Origin of the sequence: Pseudodesulfovibrio sp. S3 (genome assembly GCF_004025585.1) — a bacterium.
Lineage (GTDB): Bacteria > Desulfobacterota > Desulfovibrionia > Desulfovibrionales > Desulfovibrionaceae > Pseudodesulfovibrio.
Map to the genome: position 1 here is coordinate 145901 of NZ_QTZO01000001.1, position 19167 is coordinate 165067.

Genomic DNA, 19167 nt, shown 5'->3' on the forward strand with positions numbered 1-19167 from the left:
CGGGAAACGCTGTATTAAACACAGCTTCGTTTAAAAGGCCACCCCCGAGTAGGGGGTCTGGGCATTATTGTTATTTAGAAATTGGAGATGGTCATGAAAGTCAGACCTTCTGTTAAGAAAATGTGTTCCAAGTGCAAAGTAATCAGGCGCAACGGCGTCCTGCGGGTGATCTGTGAGAACCCCAGGCATAAGCAGCGTCAAGGATAGAGGGTAAAAACTATGGCACGTATTGCTGGTGTTGATCTGCCGAAGAACAAGCGCATCGATGTTGCGCTGACCTACATTTACGGCATCGGCCGGACCATGGCCCTGCAGATTCTCGAAACGACCAATGTGAATTGGACGACGAACAGCGACGATCTTACTGCCGATGAAGTCAGCCAGATTCGTCTCGAGATCGAAAACAATTACAAGGTTGAGGGTGACCTCCGTCGTGAGATCACCACCAACATCAAACGTCTGATGGACATCGGCTGCTACCGCGGCCTGCGTCATCGTCGCGGTCTGCCCGTTCGCGGTCAGAAATCCAAGACCAACGCCCGTACCCGCAAGGGTCCCCGCCGTTCGGTTATGGGTCGTAAGAAGAAATAAGTTCGATACGCGACTATCGCTGGCGCGCCTGTGAGCGCGTAGGCGTTTTATAAGACTTTTATTCAACGGAGATTAAGGCAATGGCTAAACCCCGTCGCTCTGGGAAGAAGAAAGAGAAGAAAAACATTCCCGTCGGTATTGCTCATGTCAAGGCCACGTTCAATAATACGATCGTGACTTTCACGGATGTTAAGGGCAATGTCGTCAGTTGGGCTTCTGCAGGCGCTCACTTCAAGGGTTCCCGCAAGTCCACTCCTTTCGCGGCACAGATGGCTGCTGAGTCCGCTGCCAAGCGCGCTCAGGATTCCGGCATGCGTACCGTCGGCATTTACGTCAAGGGCCCCGGGTCCGGACGTGAGGCCGCCATGCGCGCCATCAACAATGTAGGCTTCAAGGTCACCTTCATCAGGGATATCACCCCGATTCCCCACAATGGTTGCCGTCCGCCTAAACGCCGCAGGGTCTAATTAAGGAGATTTATCGTGGCAAGATATACTCAAGCAAAATGCAAGCTGTGCCGCCGCGAGGGAGAAAAGCTCTTCCTCAAAGGTGATCGCTGCTACACTGATAAGTGCGCTTACGAAAAGCGTCCCTACCCCCCGGGACATTCCGGTCGGATGCGTCACAAGATGTCCGATTACGCCATCCAGCTGCGTGAAAAGCAGAAGGTCCGCCGCATGTACGGCGTGCTCGAAGGCCAGTTCCGCATGTACTACCAGCGTGCCGACGGCATGAAGGGTGTCACCGGTCACAACCTGTTGATTCTTCTTGAACGCCGTCTTGATAACGTCATTTACCGTCTTGGCTTTGCCAACTCGCGCAACCAGGCTCGTCAGCTGGTGCTGCACGGTATTTTCAAGCTCAACGGTCGTCGTGTGAACATTCCGTCCATGCAGGTCAAGGCCGAGGATGTCATCGAAGTTCGCGAAGAAGCCCGCAAGGTTCCTGTGATTAACGAAGCCCAGGAAGTCATCGCCCGCCGCGGTTGCCCTGAGTGGCTCGAGTCCGACGGCGCCAACTTCAAGGGCACGGTCAAGGCCATGCCGAGCCGGGACGACATCCAGTTCCCGATCAACGAGCAGCTGATTGTCGAATTGTACTCCAAGTAAATAGGGGACTACATGCTTATTGAGAACGGCGACAAACTCATCAACACCCGCAACTGGAGCGAACTGGTCAAGCCCGAGTCCCTCGTGCGCGACTCCAAGTCCTCCAGAATGTACGGCAAGTTCATCTGCGAACCCTTGGAGCGCGGCTATGCCACCACCATCGGCAACGCCATGCGTCGGGTTCTTCTCTCCTCCATGCAGGGCTGTGCCATCGTGTCCGCCTCTGTTGAAGGAGTGCAGCATGAATTCACCACGCTGCCTGGTGTTCTTGAGGACATGACCGAAGTTGTGCTGAACCTGAAGCAGGTTCGCATGGCAATGACCACGGACGAGCCACAACGCTTGGTCCTCGAAGCCAACAAGAAGGGGCAGGTTACTGCGGGCATGATTCAGGAAAATCAGAATGTTACCATTCTGAACAAGGATCAACTCATTGCCACGCTGACTGAGAACCGCACTTTGAAGATGGAATTGGAAGTCCGTATGGGCAAGGGATACGTCCCGGCCGACATGCATGAGGGACTGACCGATGAAATCGGCTCCATGATCCTTGACGCCAGCTATTCCCCTGTCAAGAAGGTCGCATATTCCGTCGAACAGGCGCGTGTTGGCCAGATGACGAACTATGATAAACTCATTCTCGAGGTGTGGACCGATGGTTCTGTCACCCCTGAGGATGCCTGTGCATACAGCGCCAAAATCCTGAAAGAACAGCTTTCGGTGTTCATCAACTTTGATGAGCTTTCTTCCCAGACCATGGAAGAAGAAGACGACTCCATCGATCTGAACCCGAATCTTTTCAAGTCCATTGATGAGCTCGAACTCTCTGTTCGCGCTACCAACTGCTTGAAGGCGGCCAATATCCAATTGGTGGGCGAACTTGTACAGCGGACCGAGCAGACCATGCTCAAGACCAAGAATTTTGGTCGCAAGTCCCTGGACGAAATTCGTCGCGTTTTGGACAGCATGACTCTCAAGTTTGGTATGACTATCGAGGATTTTGACAAGAAATACCAGGAATGGTTGAAGAGGAAAGAGAAAAATGAGGCATAGAAAGTCCGGCCGTAAATTGAATCGGTCCAATACTCACCGTGCCGCCATGTTCAAGAACATGGCCCGCGCGCTCCTGACCTACGAACAGATTCGCACCACCGAGCCCAAAGCCAAGGAACTCCGTCGCATTGTCGACAAGCTGATTACCCTGGCTCTGCGCAACGATCTGCATACACGCCGTCAGGCTTACAAGGTTCTTGGCAGCCACCAGATGGTACAGCGTCTTTTTGATGAAATTGGTCCCCGTTTCGAGGGCGGCCAGGGTGGCTACACCCGCATCATCAAGCTGGCACTGCCCCGTAAGGGTGACTGCGCTCCCATGGTCATCATAGAGTTGACCAAGAAGGCCTCCGAGGTCGTCGCACCTGAAGCTCCGGCTAAGGAAGAGTCCAAGAAGGACACTCCCAAGAAGGCCGAAGCCAAGAAGGATGACAAGAAGCCTGCCAAGAAGGCTCCTGCCAAGAAAGCCGTTGAGAAGGCTGACGAGGCAGAAAAGAAACCTGCCAAGAAGGCTGCTCCCAAGAGCGAAACCGACGCAGAATAAATTGAAAAGGGCAGGCCTTGAGCCTGCCCTTTTTTTGGCTTTATCTATTGAAAAAATAAATCTAATGGATTGGTCTTATGGACATCAGAAAGCTTGAAGCGTTTTGCAAGGTATTTGAACTGCAGAGTTTTTCCAAAGCAGGCGAAGCCATGTTCCTTTCGCAGCCCACTATCAGTTCTCATGTCGCCAATCTTGAAGATGAATTGGGAGTGAGGCTCTTTGATCGATTGGGACGCAAGGTTCTGCCTACCCAAGCCGGAGAAGTCCTGTACAAGAGCATGGTCACTATATTCCGTAACCTTGAACAGGCCAAGGCATCCATTGAGATGCTCAGGGATCGGGTCGTGGGAGAGTTGCAGATAGGGTGCAGTACTATTCCCTCGCACAGCATTTTGCCCGCGCTTTTGGCTGATTTTTCCACGCGATATCCTGATGTGTCCTTTACGGTGCATACCGCTGACTCGGCTGAAGTGATAAAACGTGTTGCCTGTGGCGACTGGCCGGTGGGCATTGTCGGCAAGAAGCCGGAAGAAGATGAGTTGGTTTCCAAGCTGCTTGTCAAAGACAAGACCATCGTGGTGGCGGCGCCTGACGCGTCGTGGCTACCGGTCGGAGATGACCCCATTGAGTTGGATAAACTCATTCAACTGCCTTGGGTCATGCGAATAAAAGGTTCGGCAACGCGTCTGGTGTTGGAGAGAGAACTCGCTCTGGCCGGGCATTCCTTGCAAAGCCTTAATATCCGCTGTCGAGTGGAAGGCACCTGCGAAAGTCTGGCCCATGCCGCCAACAAGGTTGGTGTCTGCTTTACCTCTCGGTTGGCCGCACAGCCTCTTTTGTCCAGCGGTGAGGTGAAACAGTTGAATGTTCCTGCTTTGGAAGGGGATCGCCAGTTCTATCTCATTCATCACGGCGGACGGTACATGTTCCCGGCCCTCAAGGCCTTTATCGGGTTCCACCAGTAGGCGTTCTGATCAGGGGATGAATTCGAGTCTGGGCACTTGCTTGATGAGTCCGGACTCAAGGAGGTTTTCATAGAAAACCTTCAATCCCCTTTGTTCTTCTTCACCGAAATCATAGACCAATCCGTCGAAGTAGGAGCACATCTCCTCATCGTTCAGGCAGCTTTCTTCCGCTGCCATGACACAGACTTCGCTCATGTGATCCACGCCCCATCGCTTGCCTTGCTGAAGTTGGCAAACTCCTTTTTCAAGTGCAGCCCGGTTCCTGATCCAGCTATTTCGCTGTACAAGCCAGACGCCGAAGATGAATGGCAGTCCGGTCAATTCCCGCCACGCTTCTCCCAGATCTATCCGGTGCGGATAATCGGGATGGTAGCGCAGGTTCAGCGCTTCGTCGCCGATGGCCAGGATGGCTTCGGGGCGTTCGCCGTTTTTCAGGGCAAGGGATGCGTTTCCTGTGGTGAAATCTGTTCGTATTTTCCAGTGCTTTGTCAGTAAAATTCGGAGCAGGGCCGCAGAGGTATGCGTCTGTGCGCTGACCAGGATGGTCGTGCCCGACAGTTTTTCCATGGGACGGCGGCACAGAAGGAGTACGCTTTGCACCGGCCCCCGACTGCCGATAGCTATGTCGGGAATGAGGTAATATTTTTCCGGGTGGCGAGCATATTCGATACTGGAAGCGGCAGACAGATCGAGCAGACCGTCATCCATGAGCCGGTTGAGTTCCGAGGGCGGACCGGATGAAATTGCGAAATCGTTCTCTATGAGGCCTGTTTCCAGCGGATGATAAATGGGCAACACGTTGAGATACCCTATTTTCCCAAGGCGAAGGGGCATTATTCCGCCTCCATAAGCGTATAGTTCATGGTTCGTTGTCTGGGAGTGAAACCGGCGGTTTTGACCAGCCGATGGATATCCTCGCGTGACAGCCGGAAGGCTACGCCAGCGGCCTTGACCACGTTTTCCTCGATCATGGTGGATCCGAAGTCGTTGCCGCCGAAATAGAGGGCCAACTGGGCGATTTCCGGTCCCATGGTCACCCAGGAGACCTGGATGTTGTCCACGTTGTCCAGTACCAGTCGCGATACGGCCAGGGTTCGCAGGTATTCCACGCTGGTCAGTTTGCGGCAATGGGGCAATTCGGTGTGGTCTGGCTGGAAGGTCCAGGGTATGAAGGCCGTGAATCCGCCGGTGCGGTCCTGGACGTCTCGAACGCGGAACAAGTGTTCCAGGCGTTGGGCCGGTGTCTCCACGTGTCCGAACATCATTGTCGCCGTGGTCCGCATGCCCTGGCGGTGCGCTTCTTCCATAACGCCCAGCCATTGGGCGGTGGGACATTTGTTGGGTGCCACCTCGGTGCGGACCGCGTCCACCAGGATTTCCGCTCCACCGCCGGGAATGGAATCCAGACCTGCGGCGCGCAACCGTTCCAAGACCTCGGAAACCGGGATACGTTCCTTTTCGCTCCAGAAAACAACTTCCGGCGGAGAAAAAGCGTGGATGTGGATCGGGTAATTGGTCTTGATGAATCGGAGCAGGTCTTCGTACCAGGTCAGGGGAAGGTCGGGGTGATGGCCGCCCTGCATGAGGATCTGGGTGCCGCCCAGCGAGAGGGTCTCTTGGATTTTCCGGCCGATCTCCTCGAAGCTGAGGACATAGCCTTCAGCCTGGCCGGGTTCCCGGTAGAACGCGCAAAATTTGCAGCAGCACACGCATATGTTGGAATAGTTGATGTTCCTGTCCACCACGTAGGTGACTACCGGCTCCGGGTGTTTTTGCAGGCGGACCTGGTGTGCGAGATGGCCGAGATCATGGAATTCAGCTTCGGCATAGACGGTCATGGCTTCTTCAAAATCAATGCGCCCGCCATCCAGAATCTTTGAAAAAATTGTATCAAGCTTACTCATGTGCTACTCGTCTGGTTCATTTCGTGATCGTCTGCCCATCCGCGATAATGCGGCCTGAAAAGTTCAGGAGAAGAAGGGGATGGGGGCTGCGGGATTCTTTACATCTCGTTGAAAAAGCCGTCGCGTTCAATCGGGGTGCAACCGCAGCCGCGGATCATTTCCTTGAGATCGTTGCGGGTCATGCCCTGATCCGAGGTGGCCCCGGCCTCGTGACCGATCTTTTCCTCCACCACGGTGCCGTCGAAATCATCGGCGCCGAATTTGAGGGCGGCCTGAGCCAGCTTGACGCCGAGCATCACCCAATACGCCTTGATGTGCGGGATGTTGTCGAGCATGAGGCGGCTTATGGCTATGGTTTGCAGCTTTTCCAGGCCCGTCAGCGGATTTTCGATGGCCAGCCGACTGTTTTCGGTCAGAAAGGGCAGGGGGATGAAACAGGTGTATCCGTGCCCCCGATCCTGGGATTCGCGCAGCCGGATCAGGTGATCGACGCGGTCCCGGATGGATTCGATGTGGCCGAAGAGCATGGTGCAGTTGGTCTTCATGCCGAGAGCATGTGCCTCTTCGTGTACGGCCAGCCATTCATCGGCCGTGGATTTGCGCGGACATATCTGCTTTCGTATCTCGGGATTGAATATTTCTGCGCCGCCACCGGGCAGCATGTCCAGGCCGGACTGGTTCAGCCGGGTCAGGACTTCCTTGGTGGGCACTCCCTCCAGGCGGGCGAAATGGGCGATTTCCACGGCGGTAAAGCATTTGAGCACCACTTCGGGCAGGCGTTTCTTGACGGCCTGCATGAGGTGTTCGAAATAGTCCAGGCCCAGCCGGGGGTGACAGCCGCCCACGATGTGGATTTCCCGTGGGGTCAGGGAGGTCGAATCGATCTTGGCGATGACGTCGTCCGCTTCGAGCACGAAACCGCCGTCCTGACCGTCCTCGCGCTGGTAGGCGCAGAAGGTGCAGCCGTTGACGCAGATGTTGGTATAGTTGACGTGCTGGTTGATCACATAGAATGCCTTGTCGCCGTGAAGCCGGGCACGCATCCGATGGGCCAGCGCGCCCACCGCCAGCGGCTCGGGGCATTCAAAGAGTCGTACGCCGTCTTCGAAAGACAGCCGCTCGCCGGTTTCGACCTTGGCGCGGATGTCTGCCAGACCCATGTTGTCGAAATAGTCGCTTTTGAACAGATTCATGGAAGATCTCCTAACAGGATGCTTCGGTCAGGCCGTGTCGAAGGAAATTCGTCAGGCCAAGGGCTTTTTCCGAGAGTGAAAGATGGGCGGGTTCCAGGCCCGGGTCCAGTGAGGGAACGGCGTGCCCCTGGAGAAACCGGTCCAGGATGGCATGCAGGTTGAAGACGGCCATATCAACATTCAGGCCTTCTGGCAGATGCCCTGCCTTGATGCCGTCTTCGACGAGTTGCCGGAGAAATCTGGCCAGCGCCCCTCGGATTTCGCCGAGGAAGCGTTCGCGTAAAGGGAAGTTTTCGTTGAACAGCATTTTCAGGTAGATGCGATAGATGTGCGGATGCGCGTCCACGAACTTGCAGCCGGCGATAAAGCTCTGTTCAATGCGTTCAAAAAAATCGTGCCCCGGCGTGTCGCGGATTTCCTTGAGAGGTTTCTTGAATTGGGCCACGGCGTGGCCGAAGATGTGCTCGAACAATCCCTGCTTGTTGCCGAAATACTTGAACAGCGATCCCTTGGCGATGCCGAGGCGGTCGACAATGCGGTTGACGCTCGCCTGGTGATACCCGTGGTCTGCAAATTCCCGTGTGGCCTCGGCCAGGACGCGTTGCTGTTTTTCCTCGGGCAGGTTTTCGAAGGTCTTGTTGTTGTGCGTCATGGTACGGGCTTGCTCTTTGTAGCTGGTTCCGTTAGTGGTGACCAGGTGGTCACCATGTTTATAGCCGCTTTGTCTTCCTGTCAAGCTGGTGCTGAAAGATAAATATTATAGAGAGATATAATGTCAGATACGCTCACCCTCGGTTATTCTCCCTGTCCCAACGACACCTTCATATTTCATGCTCTGGCTTCTGGCCTGGTGGACTGGCCCGGAGGGCTGTCCGTCACCCTGGCCGATGTGGAGGAACTCAATGCCATGGCCGGTTCCGGCGCTCTGGACGTGGTCAAGGTGTCCGTGGCCGCCGCTGCGGGCATTCTGGACGACTATGTGCTTTTGCGGGCGGGCGGGGCCATGGGCTACGGCGTAGGGCCGATCCTGGTGGCTGGGGAGCAGCGCTCCCTGGAATCCCTGGATGGCGGAAAAGTGGCTATCCCCGGTCGCAGGACCACGGCAAACCTGTTGTTTGGAATGTGCTGTCGCGAGGCCGGAATCACTGTGGACACGGTGGAAATGGTCTTTGACCAGGTCATGCCCGCTGTTGAAGCCGGTGCGGCAGGAGCGGGCGTGGTCATCCATGAAGGGCGGTTTACCTTTGGGGAAAGCGGGTTGGTCCGAATCCTGGATCTCGGGGCGTGGTGGGAGGCGTATACCGGTTTGCCGCTTCCGCTGGGTGCCATTGCGGTCAAACGTTCTCTGGGCGAGGACGTTGCCAGGAGCATGAACAAGGCCATCCGTCAAAGTTTGCTGGCGGCCCGCGCCAATCCCGGTCTTGGGCGGGAGTATGTCCGAAAACATGCCCAGGAGATGGATGAAGCGGTTATTCGCAGGCACATCGAGACGTTCGTCACCGACTACAGCCTGGATGTGGGAGATGCTGGGGTCGAAGCCGTGATGGGGCTTTTGTCCGAGGCAGGGTGTACCCGCAAAGACATCTTTATTACTCTTTAGGCGGGTTGTCTTTTCCTGGGCGCTCTGTCTTGGCTGATGAATACCCCGGCGATCACCAGGGCGGAGGCGGCGTACTGCATCCAGTTGAGCCTCTCGCCAAGTATGACCATCCCCATGATCAGGGTGATCACCGGGATGAGGTTGATGAAGGAAGAGGCCTGTCCGGCGGAGATCTTGGACATGCCGTAGTTGTACATGCCGTATGCGAAGATGGTCACGAAGATGCCCAGATAGAATATGGTGGCCAGACCGGCCAGATCGATCGTGGTCGGCAGCGTGGTGGATGGCAGGAAGAGCAGCGGGAAGTAGAACACGGCTCCTATGAACGCCTGGATCATGGTCAGAAACCACGGATTATAGCGCGGTGAGAGCTTCTTGAAGGCGATCATGTAGCCGCAGGCACAGATCATGGCCAGAAATTCGAGGAAGTTGCCGAGCACGGGGTTGGAGGCGGTTTCCGTGGATTCAGCTACGGCGGACAGTACGACCGCCCCCACGATGGCCAGTCCGAAACCGGCGACCGTGCGCTTGGTCAGTGGCTCATTCAGGGTCAGGCGGGCGGCCACCGCCACCATGAGCGGCAGCAGGGCGCAGATCATGCCGGCTTGGGATGCGTCAGTGTAAGAGAGGGAGAGGGCCTCGAAAATGAAGTAGAAGCCCGGTTCGCAGATGCCCATGAAGGCGAGCAGCTTCCAGTCGCCGGGCCGGTAGTCGATGTGTCTCAGGGTCTTGAAGACGAGCATGAAGCCGAGGCTGGCCACGAACATGCGTCCGAAGATGACCACCATGGGGTCGAATTTCTGAAAGGCGAATTTGAGCGCTATGAACGAGCTGGACCAGAGCAGGACAGCAGCCCAAAGCGCCAGTAATGCCTTTGTTTTTCCTTCAACCAATGCCATGCGGGTTTCCTTTGTAAACGTCTTGGCCTGTCTAACACCGTTCAGTCTGCATGGGAACTGCATATGGCATCATATAATTGGATGAAGTTGATTTGCCGTGCCGGTGCCGCATACGTAAAGAGGGTTCCGCTTTTGCGGAACCCTCTTTACGGTGTTCTATGAAATATCCCTTCTAGTGGGGACAGACGGCAAGGATGTTGACGGGTTTGAAACCGTTGCCCGGGTCTTCTGCGTAGCGGCAGCCCAGATGGGAATCATCCCGTTTGTTTATGATGTCCTGTTCCGAACCGAGATAGTGCGGGCAGTTGTTGTTGTTGCAGACCAGAATGACGCCCCAGCAGGTCTCGGGGGGCGTGAGCCACGCATCCATGACCTGGTTGCAATGAGGGCAGTTTCTGTCCGGCAGTTCCGTGACAATTCCGGCGTATTCATGAATAACCATTGTATCTCCTTGGGGCCAGCGGCAGGCCGTCGTTTATATATGGTGGTCCTGAAGATAATTCCCTTGTCGCCCACGTCAAGGGGCTGGGCGATTATTTTTCCGGAATGGGAGGCAGGTAGCGGAGCAGTTTGAAAAGGGCGCGGGCGCTCTTGGAGGGCTTGTTGCCGGCTTTTTCCCGCCGAGCATTCAGGGTGAGCTGTCTTATGCGCTGGCCTTCCTCCGGGTTGGCTTCGAACAATTCCTGCAACAGATCGTCATCGCCGTTAACCAGCCTGTCACGAATGATTTCGAGACGGTGGAATTCGGCGGTCTTGAGGGAATGCCCCTGTTGGGCGGCCTCCACAATTTCCCGGACATGACTGGTGTCGAAGGTGCGCATGAGCTTGCCCACGTATTGCATGTGCCGCCGAGCAGCCTCGTGTTTGGTGATCTTTTTTATGAGCAGCAGAGCCTTTTCCACTTCAGGGGGCAGGTTCGCATCTTTGACGACGGCATCGCCCAGATTCGCCAGATCGGTTCCGAGCTTTTGCAGTTCATGCATATCGCGTTTGAGTTGGGAGCGGCTGGGGCGCTCGTCCACCTCGTCGAATTCAGCCGGATGGTATGTACTGTTCTTCTTGACCATTATTTCCTGAGTGGCGCTGTGGCCAGATCGTTTTCGAGTTCTGTGAAGATGGCCTGGACGCCTTGGGTCATGGCCTGGACCAGGGATTGGGGGTCAGGTTCGGCAATGGGGATGCGTTTTGAATAGGTGTTGGAGAAGACGATGACGTTTTCAGCAGTGGATTCATCCACCGCGAAGAACTGCATTTCCACCACGGCTGTCGGGGCAGGGCCGGAGTAGTCGCCGTACAGGGCGTTGACCACCCCCTCCAGGGTCAGGTCAGGCACGATCATGCTGCCCGGTTCGATAATGTGCGAGAAGAGACCGGAATCGCGAAGCCAGGTGCGCAGTTCCGTGGTCAGCATGTTGCCGGGGGTGACAAAGAACATGTTGTAGAAGTCTGAATCGATGCGCCCCTCAGGCCCTCGGTAGACCAGCTCGCGAGTGTTGTAGATGTCGGAGATGGAGAGTCGGCGGACCTTGAGCACGAAGTCCTCGGGAACGGTGTTTTTTTCGGCCGTGCGCACGGGGGTAATCTGGAAATATCGTTTATCCAGAGGTTTTCCGCCCAACTTGACGCAGGCAGCAGTGCTCAATGCCACGGTCAGGATTGCTATGAGGATGTGTTGTCGTTTCATGGTGGATGACCCCGCTACCTGGTTTCGGGACTGGGTTTGGTCGGCGGAGTGCCGAAAAGCATGCCGGATGGATACCGTTTGGCATCGCCCGTGAGTTCCTTGACATTCTGCATGACTTCGCGGGTATCCTCGATAATGGAGTGGATGTTCGCCTCTTCGGATGCCACAACGCCGTTCAGGCGGTTGGCCAGGTTGTGGACTTTGGCCACGGCGGCGGTCAGGTCAGCAGATGCTTTGGATATGTTTTCCAGGGTGGGGGCGATTTCCCCCAGGGCCTTGTCCATGCGCGGATCTGCCAGAGTCCTGCCGAGGACTTCCGAGGCCTGCTTGAAGCTGGTCATGGCCTCTTTGGTCTCTCGTATTGCAGCGATGATGTCGCTTTCCGATTCCGTGGCGATGCGGTTGACGGTCGCTATGGCTGAGGCTGTTTCCGGGATGATCCGTTCCGTTGCCGGGTCGGCAAGGAGTTGGTTGGTTCTTGCCAGGAGCGTGCGGGTCTCCCCAAGTATGCCGATCAGGCGGTCTCCTGCTTCGCGGCCACCTTCGGTCTTCATGAAGCCGTTGATGGTGTTAACGATGTCCTTCACATCGGAGATGATGGATTCGAGGTCTTCCTGTTTCAGGCCGCTCAGGGTCTTGCTGATGGTGGTGATGGCTGCCTCCACACGGCTCAAGGTGGAGGGCACTGATGGGATATAGGCTGATTTCGGTTTCCAATCTATGGGCAGCGGCGGGTTGGTATTCGGGTCTTCGTATACGGTATTCAGAAAGAGTTGGCCCGTGAGTCCCAGCGAAGTGGGGCGCATACGCAGGCCTCGTTTTACTTCGTTCTCAACGTGAGCGCCAAAAGTCTTTTCCGCGATGTTCTCGAAAAGGTTCGGGGTGATTTCGCATCTGACATAAACATAGCGGGCTTCGTCGCTTTTGGCCTGGTGGTATATGTTGGACACGAAGTTGATTTCCGCCACCCGGCCCACTGCAACGCCGCGCAGCTTGACCGGAGATCCCACGGCCAAGCCGTTGACGGATTCGTCAAAGTAGGTTTCCAGAGGATAGGTGGTTTCGAAAAATCGCCCTGCACCGAGGATGACGATGACCGCCAGGAGCATGGAAGTACCCAGGATAATGAAGGCGCCTAATTTGAAATAATCATTTTTTCTTATCATTCAAAATCCTTACGTTGTCGGCTGTCCGTCCTGGTCAAAGCCCGGCTTCCCGATGTTCGGCTGGCGGAGGAAGAATCGCCTGACAAACAGGTTGTCCGAAGTATCCCTGAGTTCAAGGGGGTCGCCTTCGGCTACGATGGATTTGACTTCCTTGTCGAGCATGATAACCCGATCCGCTATTTTGTAAATGCTTTCCAATTCATGGGTGACGATGACAAACGTGATGCCCAGATTCTTGGCCAGGTCGAGAATCAGTTCATCGAGTGCTGCGCTGGATATGGGGTCCAGACCTGCACCCGGTTCGTCCAGGAAGAGAATGTCGGGATCCAGGGCCATGGCTCGGGCGATGGCTGCCCGCTTCTTCATGCCCCCGGAAAGGGCCGAAGGCATCTTGTAGGCGGCGTTTTCCAGATCCACCATGGCCAATTTGGATTTGGCTATGATGGACATGGCTTCTTTGGGCAGGTTGGTGAACTCTTCCAGCGGCAGCATGACGTTTTGCAGCAGGGACATGGACCCGAACAGGGCACCCATCTGATACATGACTCCGAATTGCCTGATGATATCGTTCCGCTGTCTGCCATCGGCCATGGTCAGGTCTTCCGTGCCGAAGAAGACCTGTCCCGCCATGGGTTGTATCAGGCCGATCATGTTCTTGAGCAGGGTGGATTTTCCGCAGCCGGAACCGCCAAGGATGATGAAGACCTCACCCCTGTGGACGTCGAAGCTGACGTCCTCCACCACCACGGTGTCGTCGTAGCCGCAGGTGAGGTTTCTCACGCTTATGATGGGGGTGGTGTTTGTCATGCCTCTTTGCCTTTATATCCCTATATAATAGAAAGCCATGGCAAATAAGCCATCGGCAAAGGCGATGAGGATGATGCCCGAAACAACGGCGCTGGTGGTGGACAGGCCGACTGCGCTGGCTCCTGATCGGGTCTGCATCCCGCGAAGGCAGCCGACTCCGGCCACCAGGAAGCTGAAGACCAGTGCCTTGGCCATGCCGCCCCAGAAATCAGTCAGGGTGAGGTAGGAGAAAACGCGCGAAGTGAAGGTGACCAGCGGATATCCCAGGGAGAGCATGACCACGGCTCCGCCGACCAGGCTGGCCAGATTGAAGAACATGGTCATCAGCGGAATGACCATCATGGTGGCCAGGAGTTTCGGCACTACCAGAAAACGCATGGGGGACAGCCCCATGGTGGTCAGGGCGTCCAGTTCCTCGTTGATCTTCATGGTGCCGATTTCGGCGGCAAAGGCGGAACCGGACCGCGCGGCCAGGAGAATTGAAGTCACAAGGGGGCCCATTTCGCGGAACATGACCAGACCGAGCATGTTGGGTACGAAAATTTCGCCGCCGAACCGCTGCAGGCTGATGGCGGATTGAAAGGACATGATCAATCCCATGAGAAATCCGATCAGGGCGATGATGAACAGGGACTCGACTCCCACGTTGATGCAGGAGAGCACAACGTCCTTCCAGCGCACCTGACCCGGATGTAGCAGCGCCTGACCCAGCAGGAGTGTGGATTCGCCCACAAAGGCGACCATGGCACGAATGCCCAGCCACAGTTCGTTGGTCATTTCGCCCAAGGCCGTTGCCAATCCTCGCCGCTCTTTGGAGGTCTGCCACTCAGGCAGATCGATATTCCATGTCAGGCCGACAAGTTGACTGTCTTTTTCGCGCAGGTTGGCCAGGGTCATGGCCGAGTTCTTTTGCGCGGCCATTTTTCTGAGCTTGACGAGCAGGGCCACTCCGGAACCGTCCATGTAGGTGACGCCGCTACAATCGGCCGTAAGGGCAGTGAACGGGGCTGCACTGACGCCTTTGACCGCAGCGGACCATATGGCGGCCGTGCCTGCTGCGTCCAGGCGGCCGGAAAGGGCCACGTGCAGGCTGTTGCCCTGGGGCGAAATGGATATTTGTGCGTCTGTCATTTGACCGGTCTGTTTGTGGCCCTTCAATAGGAGTTTTATCAGGCTTTGTGTGGCTCTTGGCCAAAACTCGTCGAATTGTCAGATTATCTGAGGATTTGAGAAATGAAAAGGAGCTTGTGCGGGTTTCTCACATTGATGCCGGCGGTGGTTGACAGAATTGAAAAAGAATATTATTTCTTTATTCCATGAATAACAGAAAGATTGACAAGTTGGACTTGGAAATCCTGAAGATACTTCAGGAAGACGGCAAGGTTTCCAATGCAGAAGTGGCCCGAAAAGTCGGCAAGGCTCCTTCGGCGGTGCTGGAACGCGTGCGCAAGCTGAAGAAGACCGACATCATCAAAGGCTATGAGTGTATTGTCAACCATAAAGCTTTGGGCAGGGGGCTGACCGCCTTCACATCCATTCGGGTGGAGGAAGGCGTTGGGGCCACCGAAGTCGGACAGAAGTTGGCTGAATTCCCGGAAGTTCTTGAAGTGCATTACACGGCAGGGCGGGATTCCTATCTTGTGAAGGTCCGAGTTGAAGACACGGAAGCCCTGCAGGCGACTCTGGCAAGATTTGGGACCATCGGGCCGGTCCGGGATACCAATTCCACCATAGTGTTGACCACGGTGAAGGAATCACGGGTCATACCTCTACCCCACGAAAACGAATAGAATTAAAGGAGTCACAGATGTCCACAAACACGACCTCCCTGGACCCGAGCATCATAACTCGGGGCAGGGAGTTTTTTACGTCCATTTCCGGCGAATCTCCTTCGGTTTTCAATAAAGGCTGGTGGACTGGGAAAGTCATGGATTGGGCCATGAAAAACGATGATTTCAAGGTCCAAATGTTCAGATTCGTTGATGTTCTTCCGTACCTTAATACATCGGAATCACTTTCCCGCCATATCGAAGAATATTTCGCAACAGAGGATTCCAACATCCCGGATGTCCTGAAATGGGGAGCCACCAAGACCAAAATAGGCGGCGGACTGGTGGCCAAGGTTCTGAACAGGACCATCCGTTCCAACATCGAATCCATGGCCCGTCAGTTCATTATCGGCCAAGAGGCCAAAGAAGCTGTCAAGGGAATCAAGAAGTTACGTAAGGAAGGGTTCTCTTTCGTTCTCGACCTTCTGGGTGAAGCCACGGTGTCCGAGGTGGAATCGGCCGCCTACCGGGATGGCTATCTTGAGGTCTTGGACGCCATACAGAACGAAATGGGCAAGTGGAAGCCGCTCGATGATGGGGCCAACGAACTGGACTGGGGCCATGCGCCCAAGGTCAATGTGGCGGTCAAGCCGTCCGCATTCTATTCCCAGTCCAAGCCCGTTGACCTGGACGGTACGGCCACAGGCATGCTGGCCAGCATCGAACCCATATATAAGAAGGTTATGGAGATGGGCGGGTTCATGTGCATCGACATGGAGTCACTCAAGTACAAGGAAGCCACTGTCGAGTTGTACAAACGACTGCGCACGAAATATCCCGACTATCCTCATTTGGGCATCGTGTTCCAGGCCTATCTGCGCAGCGTGGATGACGATGTTCACGATTTCATCTCCTGGGCCCGGGAGAAGAGCCTTCCGGTGTCAATCCGTCTGGTCAAGGGGGCGTACTGGGACTACGAGACCGTCATTGCCAAGCAGAACGATTGGTCCGTGCCGGTCTGGACGCACAAACCCGAATCCGACATGGCCTATGAGCGGGTTTCCAGGTACATCCTCGAAAATTCGGATATCTGCCATTTCGCCTGCGCCTCGCATAACATCCGCACCATCGCTGCGGTCATGGAAACGGCTGCGGCCCTGAACGTGCCTGAGGAGCGGTATGAGTTCCAGGTGCTTTACGGCATGGCCGAACCCGTGCGCAAGGGGCTCAAGAACGTGGCCAAGCGCGTCCGGCTCTACTGCCCCTATGGCGACCTGCTGCCCGGCATGGCCTATCTTGTCCGCCGCTTGCTTGAGAATACGGCCAACGAGTCCTTCCTCAAGCAAACCTTTGCCGATGAGGCGGATATGGATCGCCTTTTGGAGAACCCCGAGATCACTCTCAGGCGGCAGTTGGAAGGCAAGTGTGTGCCTGAAGAGGCAAAGACGGACGGGCTGCCCCGTTTTTCCAACTTCCCGGCCGTTGATTTCACCATCGAGGCCGAACGCCAGGCTTTTCCCGCATCCATCGCCAAGGTCCGTGCTGCCATGGGCGGACAGATTCCTTTGTTCATCAACGGCCGGGATGTCGTCACCGGCGACACTTTGGATTCCTACAATCCGGCCGACCCGTCAGAGATTGTCGGTTCCGTGTGTCAGGCGGGTGTGGGTGAGGTGGACCGGGCCATAGAGGCGGCGTCGGAAGCCTATCTCTCCTGGCGCGACGTTGCACCTCGGGAGCGTGCCGAGGCCCTGCTCAAGGCGTCCCAATATCTTAAAGACAACATATACGATTTGTCCGCGCTCCAGGTGTTGGAAGTGGGCAAGCAGTGGGACCAGGCCCACGCCGACGTGGCCGAGGCCATTGATTTCCTGGAATACTATGCCCGCGAGATGATCCGGCTGGGTGCTCCCCGCCGCATGGGCCGTGCTCCCGGCGAGATGAGTCAGCTCTTCTACCAGGGCAAGGGCGTGGCCGCGGTCATCGCCCCGTGGAACTTCCCCCTGGCCATTTCCGTGGGCATGGTTTCCGCCGCCATTGTTTCCGGCTGCCCTGTGGTTTACAAGCCCGCGGGCATTTCCTCCTGCGTTGGACGCGGGATGGTGGACATGTGGAAGGCCGCTGGGCTGCCTGACGGCGTGTTTAACTACTGTCCGGGCCGGGGGGCGGTCATGGGTGATCATCTCGTGGATCACCCGGATGTCTCGGTCATTGCGTTCACCGGCTCCATGGAAGTGGGCCTGCGCATTCAGGAACGTGCCGCCAAGGTGCAGCCGGGTCAGATGCAGTGCAAGCAGGTCATTGCCGAGATGGGAGGCAAGAACGCCACCATTATCGATGACGATGCCGATCTCGACGAAGCCGTACTCGGCGTGTTGTATGCCGCTTTCGGTTTCCAGGGACAGAAGTGCTCGGCCTGTTCGCGGGTCATCGTTCTCGATTCCATTTACGACCGTTTTGTCGATAGACTGACCGAGGCTGCCAAGTCGGTCAAGCTCGGACCTTCCGAGAACCCGGCCAACTACATGGGGCCGGTGGTGGACAGGGCGGCCCAGGAAAACGTCATGCGCTACGTCAAGATTGCCGAGGAAGAGGGCAACCTGCTGGTCAAGCGCGAGGTGTCCGACGATCTCAAGGCCACGGGCGGCTGCTTCGTGCCTTTGACCATTGTGGACGGCATCACCAAAGAGCACCGTATCGCTCAGGAAGAAGTGTTCGGTCCGGTGCTCGTTGTCATGCGTGCCAGTGATATGGATGAGGCACTCGATATCGCCAACTCCACCAAGTTCGCCCTGACCGGGGCCATTTATTCCCGCAGCCCGCATCATCTTGAACGGGCCTACAAGGAATTCCGGGTGGGTAACCTCTACCTGAACAAGCCTTCTGTGGGTGCCTTGGTCGAACGACATGCCTTCGGCGGTTTCAAGATGTCCGGTGTGGGTTCCAAGGCCGGTGGCCCGGATTACCTGCTCCAGTTCCTTGACCCCCGGTTGGTCTGTGAAAACACCATTCGCCGTGGTTTTGCCCCCATTGAGGAGGATGACGACTGGTTGAGCTAGGTTTTGACATGTTCCACTTCAGCGCCCTGTCCGGTCTCGACCGGACAGGGCTTTTTTTTCATTTTTTCTTTCTCAACCGTGGTCAGCTGACTGCATTTTTTCAATAATTATATATTGATCGATGAAAAAACTGAGTATACACTCAGTTTTACGGTTTATTTTGACATTAAAGCCTATTAGCAATTATAAGCAAGAAAACTGAGTGAGTACTCGGTTTTCGGAAATGAAGGATTGTCAGCATGAAGAAGAAGGATTCCATACTCAAGGTTGCCTCGTTTATGTTTGCGCATAAGGGGTTTGCGGAGACATCCGGGCAGGAATTGGCCCGGCTCACCGGGGCGGCCGAGGGGACGATTTTCTATCACTTCAAGAGCAAGGAAGGGCTCCTGCTGGCGATACTGGAAAAGACCAGGGACGATATAGTGGACCAGTTCGAACGGTTCTTCGAGAACAGGCCGTTCAATTCAGGTCTTGAGATGGCGGAGGAGGTCATCTCATTCTATCTCTACCTGGCCGGCTTGATGGAAGACAAGTTCCTGCTCCTGCAAAGGCACTTTCTCTACAAGTTCTCCGAATCGAATCCGGAGTTCAGAGATAACCTGGAGGACATCTACAACTGCCTCGTGGATAATTTCGAGAAGGCGGTTGTGGCAGGGCAGAAAGACGGTTCCATTGATGCGAACATTCATCCCCGGAAATCGGCGCTCATCCTGTTTACCATGGCAGATGGTTTGGTTCGGTTCAAAAACTACAATCTGTACGATGCTGGTGCACTGTTCAACGATTTGATGCAGATGTGCCGCAAAATGTTGCAGGCTCCATGA

At 55.6% G+C, this 19167-nt stretch carries 22 protein-coding genes; 11 read left to right on the top strand and 11 right to left on the bottom strand.

What is annotated here, in order from left to right:
- Window positions 1-93 precede the first annotated feature (93 nt).
- From rpmJ to DWB63_RS00790, 7 genes are all read left to right on the top strand, one after another.
- Complete coding sequence (gene rpmJ / locus DWB63_RS00760) at window positions 94-207, top strand: 50S ribosomal protein L36 (protein WP_014324049.1); 114 nt, start codon at window positions 94-96, stop codon at window positions 205-207.
- Window positions 208-219: 12 nt separating this feature from the next.
- Window positions 220-591, top strand: a complete 372-nt coding sequence (gene rpsM, locus DWB63_RS00765; RefSeq protein ID WP_128326890.1) for a 30S ribosomal protein S13 — start codon at window positions 220-222, stop codon at window positions 589-591.
- An 80-nt stretch (window positions 592-671) separates the two neighbouring features.
- On the top strand, window positions 672-1058 hold the full coding sequence (gene rpsK / locus DWB63_RS00770; protein WP_128326891.1) for a 30S ribosomal protein S11: 387 nt from the start codon (window positions 672-674) through the stop codon (window positions 1056-1058).
- 15 nt (window positions 1059-1073) lie between these two features.
- Entirely contained in the window at window positions 1074-1700 is a 627-nt protein-coding gene (rpsD, locus tag DWB63_RS00775; protein WP_128326892.1) for a 30S ribosomal protein S4, read from the top strand.
- A gap of 12 nt (window positions 1701-1712) precedes the next feature.
- The gene (locus DWB63_RS00780; RefSeq protein ID WP_128326893.1) at window positions 1713-2753 is read left to right on the top strand and encodes a DNA-directed RNA polymerase subunit alpha; all 1041 of its coding nucleotides are present in this window, start codon (window positions 1713-1715) and stop codon (window positions 2751-2753) included.
- A complete protein-coding gene (gene rplQ, locus DWB63_RS00785; RefSeq protein WP_128326894.1) occupies window positions 2743-3297 on the top strand; it encodes a 50S ribosomal protein L17 in 555 nt (184 codons plus the stop codon). Before DWB63_RS00780 ends, rplQ begins: the two co-directional genes overlap by 11 nt.
- A gap of 77 nt (window positions 3298-3374) precedes the next feature.
- Window positions 3375-4262 carry a selenium metabolism-associated LysR family transcriptional regulator gene (locus tag DWB63_RS00790; protein WP_128326895.1) on the top strand — a complete coding sequence of 296 codons (888 nt, stop codon included), beginning with the start codon at window positions 3375-3377 and terminating at the stop codon, window positions 4260-4262.
- Window positions 4263-4271: 9 nt separating this feature from the next.
- On the opposite strand, the gene DWB63_RS00795 is transcribed toward DWB63_RS00790, so the two are convergent.
- The 4 genes from DWB63_RS00795 to DWB63_RS00810 form a co-directional block, all read right to left on the bottom strand.
- The gene (locus DWB63_RS00795; protein ID WP_128326896.1) at window positions 4272-5096 is read right to left on the bottom strand and encodes a menaquinone biosynthesis protein; all 825 of its coding nucleotides are present in this window, start codon (window positions 5094-5096) and stop codon (window positions 4272-4274) included.
- On the bottom strand, window positions 5096-6166 hold the full coding sequence (gene mqnC / locus DWB63_RS00800) for a cyclic dehypoxanthinyl futalosine synthase (protein WP_128326897.1): 1071 nt from the start codon (window positions 6164-6166) through the stop codon (window positions 5096-5098). The genes DWB63_RS00795 and mqnC overlap by 1 nt, the downstream gene beginning before the upstream one ends.
- Window positions 6167-6264: 98 nt before the next feature.
- Entirely contained in the window at window positions 6265-7359 is a 1095-nt protein-coding gene (gene mqnE / locus DWB63_RS00805) for an aminofutalosine synthase MqnE (protein WP_128326898.1), read from the bottom strand.
- 10 nt (window positions 7360-7369) lie between these two features.
- Window positions 7370-8095, bottom strand: coding sequence for a TetR/AcrR family transcriptional regulator (locus DWB63_RS00810; RefSeq protein ID WP_241648526.1), 726 nt, complete (start codon window positions 8093-8095; stop codon window positions 7370-7372).
- 36 nt (window positions 8096-8131) lie between these two features.
- On the opposite strand from DWB63_RS00810, the gene DWB63_RS00815 reads away from it, so the two are divergent.
- Window positions 8132-8959, top strand: coding sequence for a 1,4-dihydroxy-6-naphthoate synthase (locus DWB63_RS00815; RefSeq protein WP_128326900.1), 828 nt, complete (start codon window positions 8132-8134; stop codon window positions 8957-8959).
- On the opposite strand, the gene DWB63_RS00820 is transcribed toward DWB63_RS00815, so the two are convergent.
- The 7 genes from DWB63_RS00820 to DWB63_RS00850 form a co-directional block, all read right to left on the bottom strand.
- A complete protein-coding gene (locus tag DWB63_RS00820) occupies window positions 8956-9858 on the bottom strand; it encodes a DMT family transporter (protein ID WP_128326901.1) in 903 nt (300 codons plus the stop codon). The two genes, DWB63_RS00815 and DWB63_RS00820, sit on opposite strands and share 4 nt — an antisense overlap.
- 172 nt (window positions 9859-10030) lie before the next feature.
- Window positions 10031-10300 (bottom strand): hypothetical protein, encoded by a 270-nt coding sequence (locus tag DWB63_RS00825; protein WP_128326902.1) that lies wholly within the window; start codon window positions 10298-10300, stop codon window positions 10031-10033.
- 91 nt (window positions 10301-10391) lie between these two features.
- The gene (gene yjgA / locus DWB63_RS00830; RefSeq protein WP_128326903.1) at window positions 10392-10925 is read right to left on the bottom strand and encodes a ribosome biogenesis factor YjgA; all 534 of its coding nucleotides are present in this window, start codon (window positions 10923-10925) and stop codon (window positions 10392-10394) included.
- Window positions 10925-11542, bottom strand: a complete 618-nt coding sequence (locus tag DWB63_RS00835; protein ID WP_128326904.1) for an ABC-type transport auxiliary lipoprotein family protein — start codon at window positions 11540-11542, stop codon at window positions 10925-10927. The genes yjgA and DWB63_RS00835 overlap by 1 nt, the downstream gene beginning before the upstream one ends.
- 14 nt (window positions 11543-11556) lie before the next feature.
- Entirely contained in the window at window positions 11557-12708 is a 1152-nt protein-coding gene (locus DWB63_RS00840) for an MlaD family protein (protein WP_128326905.1), read from the bottom strand.
- 9 nt (window positions 12709-12717) lie between these two features.
- Window positions 12718-13515 (bottom strand): ATP-binding cassette domain-containing protein, encoded by a 798-nt coding sequence (locus tag DWB63_RS00845; protein WP_128326906.1) that lies wholly within the window; start codon window positions 13513-13515, stop codon window positions 12718-12720.
- Between the two features lie 12 nt (window positions 13516-13527).
- Window positions 13528-14646 (bottom strand): ABC transporter permease, encoded by a 1119-nt coding sequence (locus DWB63_RS00850; protein ID WP_128326907.1) that lies wholly within the window; start codon window positions 14644-14646, stop codon window positions 13528-13530.
- 185 nt (window positions 14647-14831) lie between these two features.
- On the opposite strand from DWB63_RS00850, the gene DWB63_RS00855 reads away from it, so the two are divergent.
- From DWB63_RS00855 to DWB63_RS00865, 3 genes are all read left to right on the top strand, one after another.
- The gene (locus DWB63_RS00855) at window positions 14832-15305 is read left to right on the top strand and encodes an Lrp/AsnC family transcriptional regulator (protein WP_128326908.1); all 474 of its coding nucleotides are present in this window, start codon (window positions 14832-14834) and stop codon (window positions 15303-15305) included.
- 17 nt (window positions 15306-15322) lie between these two features.
- Window positions 15323-18343, top strand: a complete 3021-nt coding sequence (locus tag DWB63_RS00860; protein WP_128326909.1) for a proline dehydrogenase family protein — start codon at window positions 15323-15325, stop codon at window positions 18341-18343.
- Between the two features lie 239 nt (window positions 18344-18582).
- Window positions 18583-19167, top strand: a complete 585-nt coding sequence (locus DWB63_RS00865; RefSeq protein WP_128326910.1) for a TetR/AcrR family transcriptional regulator — start codon at window positions 18583-18585, stop codon at window positions 19165-19167.

Excerpts from the sequence above, each read along its gene's own strand:
- DWB63_RS00795 (WP_128326896.1), bottom strand. The coding sequence starts at position 5,096 with ATGCCCCTTCGCCTTGGGAAAATAGGGTATCTCAACGTGTTGCCCATT.
- DWB63_RS00840 (WP_128326905.1), bottom strand. The coding sequence starts at position 12,708 with ATGATAAGAAAAAATGATTATTTCAAATTAGGCGCCTTCATTATCCTG.
- yjgA (WP_128326903.1), bottom strand. The coding sequence starts at position 10,925 with ATGGTCAAGAAGAACAGTACATACCATCCGGCTGAATTCGACGAGGTG.
- DWB63_RS00780 (WP_128326893.1), top strand. The coding sequence starts at position 1,713 with ATGCTTATTGAGAACGGCGACAAACTCATCAACACCCGCAACTGGAGC.
- mqnE (WP_128326898.1), bottom strand. The coding sequence starts at position 7,359 with ATGAATCTGTTCAAAAGCGACTATTTCGACAACATGGGTCTGGCAGAC.
- DWB63_RS00835 (WP_128326904.1), bottom strand. The coding sequence starts at position 11,542 with ATGAAACGACAACACATCCTCATAGCAATCCTGACCGTGGCATTGAGC.
- DWB63_RS00820 (WP_128326901.1), bottom strand. The coding sequence starts at position 9,858 with ATGGCATTGGTTGAAGGAAAAACAAAGGCATTACTGGCGCTTTGGGCT.
- DWB63_RS00790 (WP_128326895.1), top strand. The coding sequence starts at position 3,375 with ATGGACATCAGAAAGCTTGAAGCGTTTTGCAAGGTATTTGAACTGCAG.
- rpmJ (WP_014324049.1), top strand. The coding sequence starts at position 94 with ATGAAAGTCAGACCTTCTGTTAAGAAAATGTGTTCCAAGTGCAAAGTA.
- DWB63_RS00860 (WP_128326909.1), top strand. The coding sequence starts at position 15,323 with ATGTCCACAAACACGACCTCCCTGGACCCGAGCATCATAACTCGGGGC.
- DWB63_RS00865 (WP_128326910.1), top strand. The coding sequence starts at position 18,583 with ATGAAGAAGAAGGATTCCATACTCAAGGTTGCCTCGTTTATGTTTGCG.
- DWB63_RS00845 (WP_128326906.1), bottom strand. The coding sequence starts at position 13,515 with ATGACAAACACCACCCCCATCATAAGCGTGAGAAACCTCACCTGCGGC.
- mqnC (WP_128326897.1), bottom strand. The coding sequence starts at position 6,166 with ATGAGTAAGCTTGATACAATTTTTTCAAAGATTCTGGATGGCGGGCGC.
- rpsK (WP_128326891.1), top strand. The coding sequence starts at position 672 with ATGGCTAAACCCCGTCGCTCTGGGAAGAAGAAAGAGAAGAAAAACATT.
- DWB63_RS00850 (WP_128326907.1), bottom strand. The coding sequence starts at position 14,646 with ATGACAGACGCACAAATATCCATTTCGCCCCAGGGCAACAGCCTGCAC.
- DWB63_RS00855 (WP_128326908.1), top strand. The coding sequence starts at position 14,832 with ATGAATAACAGAAAGATTGACAAGTTGGACTTGGAAATCCTGAAGATA.
- rplQ (WP_128326894.1), top strand. The coding sequence starts at position 2,743 with ATGAGGCATAGAAAGTCCGGCCGTAAATTGAATCGGTCCAATACTCAC.
- DWB63_RS00815 (WP_128326900.1), top strand. The coding sequence starts at position 8,132 with ATGTCAGATACGCTCACCCTCGGTTATTCTCCCTGTCCCAACGACACC.
- DWB63_RS00825 (WP_128326902.1), bottom strand. The coding sequence starts at position 10,300 with ATGGTTATTCATGAATACGCCGGAATTGTCACGGAACTGCCGGACAGA.
- rpsM (WP_128326890.1), top strand. The coding sequence starts at position 220 with ATGGCACGTATTGCTGGTGTTGATCTGCCGAAGAACAAGCGCATCGAT.